Origin of the sequence: Streptomyces oceani (genome assembly GCF_001751245.1) — a bacterium.
In the GTDB taxonomy this organism is placed as follows: domain Bacteria; phylum Actinomycetota; class Actinomycetes; order Streptomycetales; family Streptomycetaceae; genus Streptomyces; species Streptomyces oceani.
Window position 1 is genome coordinate 391,735 of sequence record NZ_LJGU01000127.1, and the last position, 14,731, is coordinate 406,465.

The 14,731-nt window shown below is 69.9% G+C and carries 10 protein-coding genes, 1 tRNA gene and 1 riboswitch; of the genes, 3 read left to right on the top strand and 8 right to left on the bottom strand.

Annotated elements, in window-relative coordinates:
* Positions 1-118 precede the first annotated feature (118 nt).
* From AN216_RS15090 to AN216_RS15105, 4 genes are all read right to left on the bottom strand, one after another.
* Complete coding sequence (locus tag AN216_RS15090) at positions 119-1,600, bottom strand: thioester domain-containing protein (RefSeq protein WP_079166603.1); 1,482 nt, start codon at positions 1,598-1,600, stop codon at positions 119-121.
* 190 nt (positions 1,601-1,790) lie between these two features.
* Positions 1,791-2,285 (bottom strand): single-stranded DNA-binding protein, encoded by a 495-nt coding sequence (locus AN216_RS15095; protein ID WP_070197172.1) that lies wholly within the window; start codon positions 2,283-2,285, stop codon positions 1,791-1,793.
* 243 nt (positions 2,286-2,528) lie between these two features.
* Positions 2,529-5,324, bottom strand: a complete 2,796-nt coding sequence (locus AN216_RS15100; RefSeq protein ID WP_070197173.1) for a GTPase — start codon at positions 5,322-5,324, stop codon at positions 2,529-2,531.
* A gap of 3 nt (positions 5,325-5,327) precedes the next feature.
* Entirely contained in the window at positions 5,328-7,049 is a 1,722-nt protein-coding gene (locus AN216_RS15105; protein ID WP_070197174.1) for a dynamin family protein, read from the bottom strand.
* 342 nt (positions 7,050-7,391) lie between these two features.
* Here AN216_RS15105 and AN216_RS15110 point away from each other — a divergent pair.
* A tRNA-Arg gene (locus tag AN216_RS15110) sits at positions 7,392-7,467 on the top strand.
* A 163-nt stretch (positions 7,468-7,630) separates the two neighbouring features.
* On the opposite strand, the gene AN216_RS29270 is transcribed toward AN216_RS15110, so the two are convergent.
* Positions 7,631-7,804, bottom strand: a complete 174-nt coding sequence (locus AN216_RS29270; RefSeq protein ID WP_170843119.1) for a hypothetical protein — start codon at positions 7,802-7,804, stop codon at positions 7,631-7,633.
* A gap of 34 nt (positions 7,805-7,838) precedes the next feature.
* Positions 7,839-8,195 (bottom strand): PRC-barrel domain-containing protein, encoded by a 357-nt coding sequence (locus AN216_RS15115; RefSeq protein ID WP_070197175.1) that lies wholly within the window; start codon positions 8,193-8,195, stop codon positions 7,839-7,841.
* A gap of 867 nt (positions 8,196-9,062) precedes the next feature.
* Positions 9,063-9,207, top strand: a riboswitch (cyclic di-AMP (ydaO/yuaA leader).
* Positions 9,208-9,213: 6 nt separating this feature from the next.
* Here AN216_RS15115 and AN216_RS15120 point away from each other — a divergent pair.
* A complete protein-coding gene (locus tag AN216_RS15120; protein ID WP_070197176.1) occupies positions 9,214-9,867 on the top strand; it encodes a LysM peptidoglycan-binding domain-containing protein in 654 nt (217 codons plus the stop codon).
* 84 nt (positions 9,868-9,951) lie between these two features.
* On the opposite strand, the gene AN216_RS15125 is transcribed toward AN216_RS15120, so the two are convergent.
* Positions 9,952-11,484, bottom strand: a complete 1,533-nt coding sequence (locus tag AN216_RS15125) for a vWA domain-containing protein (RefSeq protein ID WP_107401991.1) — start codon at positions 11,482-11,484, stop codon at positions 9,952-9,954.
* A gap of 365 nt (positions 11,485-11,849) precedes the next feature.
* Between AN216_RS15125 and nhaA the strand changes: the two genes are divergently transcribed.
* Positions 11,850-13,367 (top strand): Na+/H+ antiporter NhaA, encoded by a 1,518-nt coding sequence (gene nhaA, locus AN216_RS15130; RefSeq protein ID WP_107402000.1) that lies wholly within the window; start codon positions 11,850-11,852, stop codon positions 13,365-13,367.
* Here the strand turns inward: nhaA and AN216_RS15135 are convergent.
* Complete coding sequence (locus AN216_RS15135; protein ID WP_244502467.1) at positions 13,325-14,566, bottom strand: hypothetical protein; 1,242 nt, start codon at positions 14,564-14,566, stop codon at positions 13,325-13,327. The two genes, nhaA and AN216_RS15135, sit on opposite strands and share 43 nt — an antisense overlap.
* Between the last annotated feature and the right edge of the window lie 165 nt (positions 14,567-14,731).

Below are 14,731 nucleotides of genomic sequence, written 5' to 3' on the forward strand. Positions count from 1 at the left end.
CGCACGGGCAGACGGACCCACCCCATCTTGCCGCACATCCGGCCGCGGGCGGAAACGGGGAGTGCGAGGCTTCCGCTCCCCGCCTCCGGGCGGCGCGTCATGGCCTGACGACCGAGCGTCAGTCCGCACCATCCACGGGCTCGGGTGCGGCCTCGGACTGGGCTTCCTCCGTCTCCGAGCCGCCCTCACCGCCCTTCGACCAATGCCGACGTACGAGCAGCATCGCCACCGCCCCGACTGTCAGCAGACCGACCGCGACCCCCACGATCAGCGGAGTGTTGCTGCTGTTTCCGGTCTCCGCGAGGTTGACGTCGTCGGGCTCACCACCGGTGGTCGCGGTGCTCACGGACGAGTCGCCGGACTGCTCCCCAGTCTGTGGGGCCAGTCCGGAGCCGTCCTCCTCCGCGCCGGAAGGCTGGCAGTCGAGAATGCCGGAGAACGTACGGTCGAACCCGCCGGTGCCGGCCACGTTGATCTCGTACGGCTGGTCTTCCCGCACCGGCACGGTGAGGGTCCGCGTCTCGCCTGGTGCTATCTCGTAGTCCTCGCCGCCCAGGCTGAAGCGGAACGGTCCGTCTCCCTTGTTCGTCGTCGTGACGTCGACACCGCTCTCGGCGCAGTTCTTCCTCCCGTTGACGGCCGGGATCGCTCCGCTGTCCGCCCAGTTCGCCCGGGCGGTGGCGGAGACCATCGCCGGACTGGAGCCGGCGAGGATCGTCGGGCTGGTGGCGTGCTCGCCGGTCCCGGTGAAGACACGACCAACCGGAACGCTGGTGGTGGCTTGCGCGGTCAGCGTGGTGCTTCCCGGGTCGACACCCTCCGGCACGTCGAAGTACAACTTGCTGCCGTCCCGCGCAGTGGTGATCGGTTCGCCGTCGGCGCCGACCACGTCAACATCCAGAGAGGAAGCCTCCGCTCCGGGAACGATCGTGACGCTGGGCGCCGTGGTCCGTACTGTGATCGGCCCGAAAAGCTCACCGGCTTCGCCGGCCACGGCCGGTTTCGACAGGGTCAGCGACGCGTTCGGCTCCGGAGTGTTCTTGGCTTTCCTCTCGAGGTAGTCGGCGAGCTTCTCGGCGGCCGGATCGACGGCCTCCACTCTGGCCTCGTCCGTGAAGCGCCAGATCGCCACCTGGGTCCCGGCTGCGGCGGTACTGGGAGTCAGTCGGCCAGCGTCCGAGATCTTCGCCAACTTCGCGAGATCGTTCACCTGCGGATACGAGTGCCGCAACACCCAACGGATCTTGCCGGCGTGTCTGTTGTCATGCAGCGACGACGCGCTTCTGGGGACCTCCTCGTAACGCGCCAGCTTCTGCACCGGGTTGTGCACGTCCACGCCGTACACCTGTAGCATCCCGCCGTCATCCACCGACATCTCGAAGAGTCCGGCCCCCGTCGTCACCTCCTTGCCGTCTTTGTGCACCACGGCCTGGCCGGACGTCTTCTGGCCGTTCAGCGTCGCCGTGGCTCCCCCGCGCCCCGTGGAACCGTCCTCCGCGGCGGCGGGCCCCGCGCCGACCACCGCACCTGCCACAAGCAGCCCCGGGGTCAACGTCACGGCAGCCAGGCGGGAGACGACCCGCCGGCGAACAGAAGTCATGCTCTCTTTTCCCCTCCGGGCGAGACAGAGTGGTCGTCGGGAAGGCGCGCGTCTCGCCGAACAACTGGTCCAATACCCCGTGAGTATGCGAGGGATCGTAGATACCAAGCGCCCCACCGTCCCCAGGAATCCGCTCGGCGAAGCTTTCCGACTCAGAATCGTTATCGCGAATTCCGGCGGACCGGGACGTTCACGACGGCGGACGCTGATGCGGAAGTCTGGCTTCCGGCCCACTTGGCGCACTCGATGCACCAGGGGCGCCGACCACACCGACAGGGCTTTCCCCCTGTCCTGCGCTGGTCCCTCGCGTCAGGCCCGGGATCGCTCGGCTCACCCGGGCGAACGCCGAGGTACCACGCGCCAGATCGTGGCCGACCGCGCTCGCCAACAGCTCCGCCGAGGTGTACGTCCGCCCCTCCCGCTCCGTCTCGCGCACCCGCAACTGCCCTCTGACGATGAGCGGTTCGCCGAGGGTCACCGAGGACGAGACATTCGTGGCCAGCGCGCGCCAAGCCCAGACCGTGTAGAAGCTCGTGTGCGCGTCGGCCCAGTCGCCCCGCGCCCGGTCGAACCTGCGCACCGTAGCCGCCAGGCGGAATCGGACCGTTGGGTATCCGCCGTCCGAAGTACGGTAGTCCACCGGTGTGGCGACGTTCCCCACCACCGTCACGTCCACCTCGTGCATCCCCACGCCTCCCGATCAACGGTGTCACTGTCGCTGCCAGCGAGGTCCGCTCCAGTCCCGCTCGGCGCCCTCGCGTGGGAACCATCCTGTGCCGCGACGCGATCCGTCGCTTGACGCTGTGCATTACCGAGGAGTTGTGGAAAAGCCCGTGGCCCCGAAGAGTGAGTTACCGTCACGGCCCCATACTCCTCAACTGTCTCCATGGCGTCCGCGTGCTGGCACGTGGAGGAGCGACCATCCAGCTCAGCTTGGCTCGGTGTCGCCGGCCGCGACGACGTACTGTTCCCGCACCTCGTGATAGCGCAGCAGTTCCGCCGCCACCGGTTCCAGCACTCGGGAGCGGCCACAGCTCACCGCGAGCCGACGCAGACGACGTTCCTCCTCCTGTCCGTATCCGCGCGCCGGCCCGCGTGCGGCGGCCCGACACCCCCAGGCGAGCAGCGGGCCACTGCACGCCCCGCCCAGCACCAGGAGGACGGGCAGCCACATCGGCTCGTCGTACGCACCGAACGCGGCACCCACCAGCCAGACCACGCCCAGCACCTGCAGCGCCAGCAGCAGCCCCTGACCCGCGGTCGCGGCCGTCCACCAGGGCGGCCGCTGCATCCTGACGGGGCGCCGCCGGTCGTCCGCCCCAGGCTGCGCCGCCTCGCTCACCACAGCGTCCAGCGCCTCCGGCAACCCCTCGGCACCGCGCCACGCGGCGTCTCGTACGGTCTTGCGCCATGCATCCGGCAGCCCGGTGACCGCACGGGCGGCGAGTTCGCGTACCGCCTGGGCCAGCACCGGCCGTGCCACCAGCGGCTGCGCGGAACGCGCCATGGACTGCCAGTCCGACCGCCCCTCCGTCACTGGCTCGGTTACGGCAGTGGGTCCCCCCGCAGCGGCGGGCCGAGAAACGGGCGACAGCAACGCTGCCGTATGGCCACCGTGCCACAACGGAAGCAGTCGCTGCGCGTGGTTCGGCCGCCGCATGTCACGCCAGCGCACCAGTTGAGCCCACGGGGTGCCGCAGGAGCGTTCGGCGTGCCTCAACCACGCACGCTCGGCGGCCTGACCCGCTGCCGTCGCACCCACCGCGGAGGCCAGCCTGTCCTCGAAGTCCTCCCGCACCGTGTCGGTGAGTCCGCTGCGTTCGGTCAAGTGCGGGTCCGCGTAGGCCGGACGCAACCGCTCGGCGGCGCCGTCCAGGTCGGCCGCGAGCCGCCGGGCGGGTGCCGCGCCCGCGGCGACGAACGCAGCCAACTCAGCGCGGAGTTCGCCGACACCCTCGCCGGTGAGCGCCGAGGTGGCCAGTACCCCGGCGCCGGGCTCGCCGTGCTCGCCGAGGGCCATGCCGTCCTCATCCAGCAACCGCCGCAGGTCGTCCAGCACCGCGTCGGTCGCCTCACCCGGCAGCCGGTCGGTCTGATTGAGCACCACGAACGTCACCTCGGCGTAGCCGGCGAGCGGCCGTAGGTAGCGCTCGTGAAGGACGGCGTCGGCGTACTTCTCCGGATCGACCACCCATACCACCGCGTCGACGAGCCCCAACAACCGGTCCACCTGCTCGCGATGCCCTTCGGCCATCGAGTCGTGGTCCGGCAGGTCGATCAGCACCAGGCCATGGAGTTCCGCGTCCCGGACCCGTCGCCGCTCGACGGGCGCGACACCCAGCCGGTCCAGCAAGCCGTCCGCACCACCTTCCCGTTCCGCCTCCCAGGTGCAGCCGACCGGACGCGCGGTAGTGGGTCGGCGGGTGCCCACCTCGGACAGCGCACGGCCTGCCAGCGCGTTGAACAGCGAGGACTTTCCGCTGCCGGTCGCACCCGCGATGGCCACCGTGGTGTAGTCGCCGGAGAGCCGCCCCCGCGCGGTGGCCTCGTCCAGGACCCGGCCAGCCTCCGTGAGGACCTGGCCGTCCACCCGCGTACGGGACAGCCCGATCAACTCCCGCAGGGCACCGAGTCGGCGCAGCAGAGCGTGGTCCCCGAGACCGCCCGTTCCGAGGGTCTCCCCCTCGGCGGCGTGGCCGACGTCGTTCCCGGCCGCCGACCCGGAGGGGGACTGGGCCGCGCGGGTCGCGGGCAGCGATCGCTCGCCCGTACCGCACTCGTCATGTGAGGCGGACGCCATGCTGGTGGTGTCGCCTCTGCTGGCGTGAGCGGCGGATTCACGGTCCTCCGGGACCACCGGCGTGTGGGCCGGCTCAGCGGCGGCCCGCTCCTCCGCGCCCGCCGGTGGCTCCCCCGCGCGCCGCGACCGTTTGGCCGTCACCGACTCCGGACCGTCGGCGCCGACGGCTCGCGTGTCCGCCGCGTCGTCCGCGTCACCCACGCCCCCCGTATCACACAGGGCACCCTTGTCCCGCTCGGCGCCGCGGCCACTGCCGCCCCCCTTCACCACGTCACGCTCAGCTACCGGCTCCGCACGTACCACACCGCTCGCGTTGTCGCTCGGGCTTCCTGACGCCGCGGTGCCGGCACGGCGAGCGATCAGTCCGTCGTCCCAGCCGGTATCGCCGCCTCGATGGCTCGCCGATGGTGGTTCGGGCTCGGACGCCATCTGCTGGGAGCGGCGCGTGACCGTGGCCCCGCCAGCCTCGTCGAGCACCGCGTCCTCTTCCGCGTCTTCCGGCCGGAACACCTGGGCTGGTTCGGCCGGTTCGGCGGCTCCGGCTGCTGACGGCCAATCCGGACGCTCAACCGTCTCCGCGGCGGGCGTGGGCACGCCCGTGGCCTCCTCTCCCGTACGATCCGGCGGGCCCGCCGGGGAAGCGGGCGCTCGTGGCACCGCTCCCTTCTCGGTACCGGAACAACCGTCCAGCCACTGGTGTGCCTTTCCCCGGTCGACCACCTCGCCCCCGGCGTCGGGCCGGTCGTCGGCCTCGCTGGCGCGTGAGCACCGCTCGTCGACTCCGCCGTCGACCCGGCTGTCGGCATTCGTTGCGAAGGCGCTGTCGGACGCACCGCCGCCCTCCGCCTCAGTCAGCTCGCACGCCGCGCCCTCGGACGGGTTCTCCGCGCGCGGGTCATCCTCCGTACTGACCCTCGACGACACAGCTCACCTCTCCTCTCGCACGTGCCGCGCCGCATCACTCGTCTCCGCCCGGCGAAGCAGCGAGTACGCCGCGATCAGTTCCACCTGGGGATCGGGCGTCGCCCCGACCGCCTCCAGGGGTGCTAGCCAGCGCTGGCGCTCTTCGTCCAGCACCCGTTCGACACAGTTCGAGAGCACCTGCGTGCCCATCTCGTACAGTCGCTCAGCGCGTTCCGTCCCCAGTGCCGCGGCCAGCGCTATCCCGGTCTCCCCCGTGTCCGCGGCACGCCATCCGCCCAGCAGCGCGACGGCGAGCAGGCCGGCCGTCTCCTCCGCTCCGCTCACCGAGGCTCCGCGTTCCTCGGACCGCATCTCCTCCTCTACGTACTCGTCGACGCAGCGCTGCCACCGGCGCACGGACACCGCGATCCGGCCCCTGCCCTCCTCACCCGCCGTCCCCTGCGCACCTGCGCTCACCGGGGCACCCTGCGGAGCACCCGGCTCCCGGCGCCAGGCCGACGCGACCCGCTCGTCCGCCGCCGCGACCGTGCCCACCAACAGGGCGGTCAACCCGTCCGCGAACGCCGTCAGAAGTTCGCTACCGGCGCTGTCCAGCGGGAAACCACGCCAGCGGGCGGCGGCGTCTCCGGCGAGCAGTTCACCGTCCGCGATGCGTTGACGCACCCGGCGTACCGCCTCGTCGAACGCTTCCTCGACATGTCGGGTGAGGCGCAGAGCCGTGGCATGTTGCGCGGCGGCGGCGTTCGCCAGCGCGGTGACCCGGGGGCGGAGCGAACTCAGCGTGCCGAGAGTGGTCCGGTCCGCAGCCGTACGCGCGGCCGAACCCGCTGCGCAGCGCTCCAACCAGTCACGTAGTCCGGCCACCGCGGTCATCGGCAGCAGTCCGGAACCACCCGCGGACTCGGGGAGTTCGGGGATGGTGAAACGGCAGACCGCGGACAGGCCTGCCCGCTCCATCATGTCCGCGTAGCGGTGTGACACCTCGTCGGCGATCTGATGCGGAACCCGGTCCAGGACGGTGGCCAGCGTCACGTCGTACTCCCTGGCGGTACGCAGCAGGTGCCACGGCACCGCGTCCGCGTAGCGTGCGGCGGTTGTCACCAGCACCCAGACGTCGGCGGCACAGATGAGCTGCGCGGCCAGGTCGCGGTTCCGCACGACGAGCGAGTCGATGTCGGGCGCGTCCAGCAGCGCGATGCCGATCGGCACCGCGGGGTCCGTCTCGATCCGCAGGCTGCGCAACGGACTGTCCTCGTCGGACACGGTCGGCGGGCCAGGAGCGTCGTCGTCCCGAAGTCCGTAGTCGCCTCGGAGGTTGTCGGCACCAAGGTGGGATGTGGGGTCCGCCTCCTGAGAGGGTGTCAGGATGCGATCGAAGTCGGGTAGCACCCTGTTGTCCGCGAACCAGTGCCTGTCATTCGGATGGCACACGAGCACGGGCGTGCGCGTCGTGGGACGCAGCACTCCGGCCTCGCTCACCCGGCGTCCGACCAGCGAGTTGACCAGTGTCGACTTCCCGGCTCCGGTGGAGCCGCCCACCACCGCGAGCAGCGGTGCCTCGGGGCTCCGCAGACGCGGCATCAGATAGTCGTCCAGTTGGTCGAGCAGTTCGACGCGGGACCGGCGTGCGCGCTCCGCGCCGGGCAGCGCGAGCGGGAAACGCACGGCGCCCACGCGCTCCCGCAGCGCCGTAAGCGCGTCCAGCAGCCCGGACTGTGCCTCCAAGATCGCCACCCGGGAAGAATGCCCAATTTTGAGCGTTTTTTGAAGTCCATCTCGCCTTCACCCCGTGAAAATGCACCGCATTCACCCCTCGAATGGCACATCCACCCCCGGGCGACGCACGCGACAACCACGCGTCAGCCATAACGAGTGCGCAACACCCCGCCCACGCGACGCGAAAAACGCTGCAGAAATCGCACCAGCCTGCGAGTATCGGAGCGCTTCACCGAACCTCCACAACCCGTCGCGGGCGTGAAGCACCCAGGCACGAGTGGCACGAACCCCTATCCTTGGCCGTGCCAAGGTCACCACGGGGACGCGTCCGCCCGCCCGCGACCGATACCGGCCCCCGTAGCTCAGCGGATAGAGCAGGCGCCTTCTAAGCGCTTGGCCGCAGGTTCGAGTCCTGCCGGGGGCACCACACCGTCCCCGTCGGCTCTCTCAGACGGAGATGCATGTTCAGCGGTAACGGCTCGGCGGCGCTCCGGCCGTGTCCGGCGAACCCGACAGTCACGGCGCCTCCCCAAGGCCGGCGGCCATACGCGACGAACACGCGGCCGTTCGCAACCTCCAGAGAGACCCCCCTAACTTCGCCCACGGAGCCCTCGACCACGTCCGAGGAACACGCCTATCAGCACCAGGTCGATCACCAGCACCAGCACGCCCACCAGGAACAGCCAGAACAGACCTTCCGCCAGCCATCCGATGACGCCCAGCACGATCGCGGCGGTGAGCAACAGCAACACGGTGTTCATCATCGACCCGCTTCCACTCCCGGGGACTGCCGTGTTCTCAACGGCGAGCCAGCCGCCGCTCGCCACGAGCGCCCGCCTCGTAGGACAGGTCGTAGTGCTCGAACACGGATGGTTCTCTTTCCACGGTCAGCTCGCCATCCGTATCAATGCTGGGTGCGCTCCTGACGAGCTTCTTGGCGTACTGGATCTTGAGGTAGCCGGGCCCGACGGTGGCGTCCGTCAAAGGAGCGAAGACCAGCCGGTGACGTGTGGGTAGCCCAGTCGTCACCGCGACGAAGCTCGGCTGGTCACTGACCGTGTCGACGTAGATGGACTCCAACGAACCGATCTTGTCTCCGTTCCGGTCCACCACGGCCTGGCCGAGCCACTCCCGGATGTTCTCCGCCTTGAACACAGCGCCTCCTCGCCCGTCGCGACCCCCTCAACAGCTCCCGTACGTAGTACGCGGGCTTCACGGGTGCCCGGACACGTCCGCGCTAGTCGTACTCCGAGGGACGGCACGGAACGGCTCCCGAGCCGGTCCGCGAGGCTGGCGCGCATCGGAGGCGAAGTGACACGTGCGGCGTGACCGGCGACGCCAGGGGAGAGCGCCAGCGGTGGGAAACAGCTGAGGGGTTCGCGACGACGGACCCGGCCCGCGCGGAGGCTGTCATCGTGACTCAGTGATCATGCGCGGTACTCCTCGTGGTGGGGAAATCCGTGGTCAGCAAGGTCAGGGCACGAACGACCTCCTCGGTGGATTGCGCTGTTGCGAGGAAGATTACGGTCACGACACTCGACGGCACATCAGGTATGTGGTGTCTGCCCACCCCAAGATTCCTAAGGGTCCGAGCCCCGCAGCCGGCCGCCGATGCCGGGCATCCGCTCGGGGTGGTCACCGCGGTACTCCGCGACCCATCGGCCGCCACTCGTGACCTTCCGCCGTATGACCGCGCCGCCCCAACTCTCAACAGGGTTCCCCTGTTCGTGCGTGTGAGGCTTCTCTCCATACGTGCCTGTAGGACACCTGCTGTCCCATTCACCCTCGTACGGCATGAGCTGCGACGACGTCAGGCGTACGACAGCACTGGCCGAAATTGATCTCGGATGCCGCTTTTTGAAGCTTCCGGCCGGATGTGCTTACTGTCGCACTGCTCGCCACAAGGCGGGCACCGCAACCGTTCCGCCCAATCCTGCCGGCGGTTGTGGGCAGTTTCCGTCGCGTGAGCGCCGTAGGCAGGAGCGGGGGACCCAGGTCCGCGACGTGGTCGCCGTCACCGTCCACGTCGTACGGCCGTGCCCACACCGGGAACGGCCAGGGGCAGGCAACACGCGCCCCAGGGGCGAAGCCGTACGTCCGCGTACGGCCGGGCACTCATCCGGCCCGAGCCCGACAGCTCACTCCGTAGGCGTCGGTGAGAAGGAAGTTCGTCATGTTTTTCGCCACCCATGGTCGTCATCGCCGCCCCGGCAGGGCCGCTCGTATCGCGACCCTTGCCGGAGTCGCCGGCGCGGCGGTCGCCGTGCCGCTGATGTCCGCGACCAGCGCACAGGCCGCTTCCGTGGACACCTGGGGGAAGGTCGCCCAGTGCGAGTCCGGCGGTGACTGGCAGATCAACACCGGCAACGGCTACTACGGCGGCCTGCAGTTCTCCGAGTCCAGCTGGGCCGCTGCGGGCGGCACCCAGTACGCCCCGCGTGCGGACCAGGCCAGCAAGCAGCAGCAGATCGCCACCGCCGAGCGACTGTTGGAGATGCAGGGTCCGGGCGCCTGGGCGTGTGCCAGCGCGGGTGGCCTGTCCCAGGGCGGCCCGGCCGCGGACGTGGCTCCCGAGGGCGACGCCGCCTCGGACGACGCCCCGCAGCAGCAGGAACCACAGCAGCAGCCGGAGAAGCCGGAGCAGAATCAGCAGTCGCAGCAGAGCCCGCAGACCGGCGGCGACACCTACACGGTGCGTTCCGGAGACACCCTGGGCTCCATCGCCGACGAACACGGCACCAGTTGGCAGCGTGTCTTCGAGGCCAACAAGTCGGTCATCGGCGACGACGCCAATCTGATCCTGCCCGGGCAGGAGTTGACGGTCTGACTCCGAGCACCCGAAGCGACACGGCCGGCGCCCCCTCCGGGTGGTGCCGGCCGTGCCCTGCTCTACGAGGCTCGGGACTCGCCGTCAGTCCAACGCGTCGGCTCGGTCGATGGTGCGGGCCAACCGCACGACCTGCGGATCGTCCGTCTCGGACGCCGCGTCCCGGACGTGCTCCGCCAGTTCTCCCAGGGCCGGGGCACCGCGCAGGTCCCGCTCCGCCCCCCGCAGGGCTTCCGCGAAGTACGCGGCCGCCGCGACCGTACGCAATCGCGGGTCAGCGGACTCCCACAGCGCGTCGTCCAGCACCTCGACATCGACGTGCCGGGACTTCTCGTACGGCTCCCTCGAATCCGGGTCCTGCCAGCGCACCGTGGCCGTGGCCACGTGTCCGTCCGCGCCTTCCGCCAACCGCACCGCGTACAGGGCCGTGACGGTGTGCCCTGGACCGGTCTCGCCACCGTCGACCGCGTCGTCGCGGAAGTCCTGGTCGGCGATCCTGCGGTTGTCGTAACCCACGAGCCGCTGTTCCGCGACGTTGTCCGGGTCGAAGGTCACCTGTGCCTTGGCGTCCCGAGCGCGCAAGCGGATGTTGCGGGGCAGTTGACGTACGAACACCTCTTCCGCCTCCCGCCGGCTGGAGACATAGCTGGTGTGCCCGTCGCCCTGGTTGGTGAGGCGTTCCATCAGCGCGTCGCCGTAGTCGCTGCCCACTCCGACCCCGAAGAGCGTGATCCCGTGTGTCGCACGGTACTCCCTGACCTGTTCCAGGATGCTGTCGGCGCTCGTCTCGCCGGTGTTGGCGAGCGCGTCGGACAACAGCACGACCCGGTTGGTCGCTCCTTCCCGCTTTCCCGCGACCGACTCGGCGTATCCCGTACGCACTCCGGCGGCGAGGTTCGTACTGTCCGCCGGTTCCAACCCCTCGATGGTGGAGCGGATGTCAGCCCGCTGCCCCTCGTCACCCAGACCGGTCATGGGCAACACCGTCCGGGAGTCGCCGCTGAAGGTCACCAACGCGACCGAGTCCTCCGAGCGCAGTTCGTCGACGGTCCTCCGCAGCGCGTGTTTGACAAGGTCGAGTCGTCCGGGTTCGGACATCGAGCCGGACACGTCGATGACGAACGTGAGCGCCGCGGGCTTTCGCCGCTCTGCGGCCTCCGCCGGCTCCCGCTGCGTGGCAAGCCCCACGCGCAGCAGTGACCACTCGCCCGCGCCCACCCTGGCACCGTCCGCGCTCACCGAGAAACCGTCACCGGCGGGCCGTTGGTACCCCTGGCGGAAGCTGTTGACGAACTCCTCCGGCCGCACGGTGCTCGGGGGCGGCATTCGACCCTCCCGGATGGTACGTCGCGCGTACTCGTACGAGGCCGTGTCGACGTCCAGGGCGAAGGTGGAGCGTAGGTCCGGGGGAACCGGAGCGTGCTCGTCCCCCTTCCGGTACTCCTGCTTCCGCTGCTGGTCCGGTGGCGGCGCGGGCTCTGCACCGCCCTGCGCACCGTCCTGCTGGGCGTCAGTCGCCTTGTCCGAACTCCCGCCCCCGGTACTCGTACACCCCGTCAGCAGCATTCCGCCGACCAACAACCCCGCCACCAGTCGTCGCCCGCTGAGCCACATCATGTTCCCCCTCCCAGACGCACGGCGATACCCGTGCTCGCTCGGATGAGACGGACGACGCCTCCTGCCGGAGCCGTCCGAGCGGTCACGGATACGTCTCGAAACCGCAACAGGACACACGGTGGACGGCGGTGACAGTGACGGCCAGAACGGCGGGTGGGCCGGGAGAAGCAGCGCGCGGCCAGAGCCGGCCTGTGGGCCGTTTTACAACGGCCGCCGGTTTGTGGAGGCGCGCACTGGATAGCAGTTATCGTGTAGCAGACAACGAAAGATCAAAAAGGGGAGCCGGGAAGTCTGGTCGGCGGTTGTTCCGTCCTGCCCGCACACACTGGGAGCCCGCCATGCCGCCCGCCCCCGAGAAGCCGACCATGTCCAAACCCTCTCTGTTGGGCCGACCCTCCGCGCCGGAACGGCGTCGGCTGAGCGACGCACTGCGCACCGAAACGGTCGGCGGAATGGTTCTGCTCGCCGCTGCCGTGCTCGCACTCGTACTGGCGAACACGCCGCTGCGTGAGGCGTACGAGTCGGTGAGTGACTTCCACTTCGGCATACCGTCCCTGGGTCTCGACCTCTCGATGGCGCACTGGGCCCAGGACGGCCTGCTGACGATCTTCTTCTTCGTCGCCGGCATCGAGCTGAAGCGAGAGCTGCTGGTCGGCGAGCTACGCAAACCGTCCGCGGCGGCACTGCCCGTGGCGGCAGCAGTGTGCGGCATGGTGGTGCCGGCCCTGTTCTACGTCGGCATCAACCTCGCCGGTGACGGTCAGATGCACGGCTGGGCAGTGCCGATGGCCACCGACATCGCCTTCGCACTCGGCGTGTTGGCGGTGATCGGGACCAGCCTGCCATCCGGCATCCGGGCCTTCCTGCTGACCCTGGCGATCGCGGACGACCTCGGCGCCATCCTGGTCATCGCGGTCTTCTACACCGCGACACTGAACTGGTTCGCCTTCGGCGGTGCGTTGGCCGGGCTGGCACTCTTCTGGGTCCTGCACCACAAGCTGCGGATCAGCGCCTGGTACGTCTATCTGCCGCTCGCTCTGGTGATCTGGGCGCTGATGTACAACAGCGGGGTGCACGCCACCATCGCCGGTGTGGCAATGGGCATGCTGCTGCGGGTACGGCCACGGACCGCGGAGGACGGCACACCGCTCGAGGAGGAGTCTTCGGCGGATCGCGTCGAGCACCTCGCGAGGCCGGTCTCCGCGGGCTTCGCCGTCCCGGTGTTCGCACTCTTCTCCGCGGGGGTTGCGGTCTCCGGCTCGGCACTGAGCGAAACCTTCCAGCAGCCGGAGGCGCTGGGCGTGGTCGCCGGCCTGTTCCTCGGCAAGATAGTGGGTGTCTTCGGCGGTACGTATCTCACCGCGCGATTCACCCGAGCCCGGCTCAATCCCGACTTGTCCTGGTCGGACGTCCTCGGCATCGCCATGCTGGCCGGGATCGGGTTCACGGTGTCCCTGCTGGTCACCGAGTTGGCCTTCACTGACGAGACGACCAGGGAACACGTGAAGGCGGCGGTCCTGATCGGCTCGTTGATCTCCGCCGTCGCGGCCTGTGTGCTGCTGCGCTTCCGGGACGCGACCTACCGGAGGTTGTGGCAGGAGGAGACCCGGGACGAGGACCTGGACGGCATCGCCGACATAGACCAGGAGGAGGACCTCGTCAAGCGTCCCAGCGAGGCCAAGCGTCGTGCCACGGAGGAGGCACGGGCAGCGGCCGGGGCCGTACCGGTCACCGAGTCCGCCGAGTCCGCTGCGGTCGATGCCGGGGAGGCTACGGGCACGGGTTCCGGAGCGGAGACCACGCCCTCGACCTCCGACACCGGAGCCTCCGACACCGGCGATCAGACCGGGCCGAGTTCCAGCCGGAGGAAGCGTGGCCGGTAGAAGTCGACGTTCCGGTGGATGGCGTCCGCGTCACCGAGCACGTTGACGTCGTAGCCGAGCAGCAGGTCTCTGCCCCCCGTGCTGAACTCGATATGCCCCTGTGGGTTGTACGCGCTCGCCCCCGCCGCCTCGCCACCTGTCGGCAGCGGGGGCCGGCCGACGGCATCCGGCCCCCGCCAGGGCCCGACCGGGCTGCACGACCAGTACGACACGACGTCGGCGGACGGCTTTCCGTCCGGCCCGCCGGCGTCCATGGTGAGCAACAGCCAGGTTCCGCCCCGTTGGACGACCGTGTAGGTGTTCGTCGCGCTCTCCGGGTGTCGGCCGAAGTCCAGGGGTTCGGCGGCAGTCGGAGAACCGGACCACGCCGTTCCGGTCCAGTAACGCCATTCCCGGGAATCGGCCAGACCGCCACTGGGAACTCGGGCAACGTACGCGTTCGAGGCGCCGCCGTCCCGCACTCCGCGTTCGTCCGCGCCGAAGACGTACGTCCAACCTTCGTCGCGTACCGCAGACGTGCCGTAAAGCACCCGCTGCTCGGGGGGACTGGCCGGGTCCGTGCGATTCACCGGGCTGATGCCACGCAACTCCAGGTCGGGCAGCGACAGGGTCGCCACCTCGGTCGCCTGTGGCACCCCGAAGACCCAGGGCGGGGCACCCGCCGCGCGCTGCCACAACAGCACCCGAACGACCCGTTCCGCCGAGCCCGACGCCCGAGGCTCGACCACGGCCTGGACCGGCCAGCGCCAAGCCTCCTCGCCGTCGCCCCCGACCCAGCCGGGGAAGAGCGCCGCCGGTCGCCCGTCGCTGCCGGGTTCGCCGGTGAGCGTGCGCTGCACGTGGCCCTCCGGGGACATCACCAGTGCGGAGTTGCGCACCCAGGAGGGGTTGGGCACCCGCTCGCCTCCTGGATAGACCTTGTCCAGGAAGGTGTCGGCGGACAGCCACAACGTACGGCCGTCCGGCAGGCGTACGGATCGGCTGCCGTCACCGCCGGTCCAGTCGTCGGTGCGGGAGTTGTCGTCGCCGTAGCGGGCGAACTCCCGAGTCATGCCCTGGTCAGCCTGCCATCCCGTAACTCGCAGGCCACCACAGCCGAGGGCGTCGTCCTCGTCCGTGCCCCGCAGGGCCCAGGCGGCCAACGCGAGCACGAGGAGCACGCCGACGACGGGGCCGACTCGGGTTCGCCGCAGCATCATTGCGTGGAGAATACGGGCGTGGCGCGGTGGAGAATTGTCATCCACGGCACAAGATTGCGGAGCGCTGCCAGGCTCGTGTGAGGGGATCGACGGCGTGCCCGTCCCGGAGGGCCGGGGGCACGGCCGGAGATGCAGCGTGGAGGGGCGCGAGCGGCCCCGTGGACT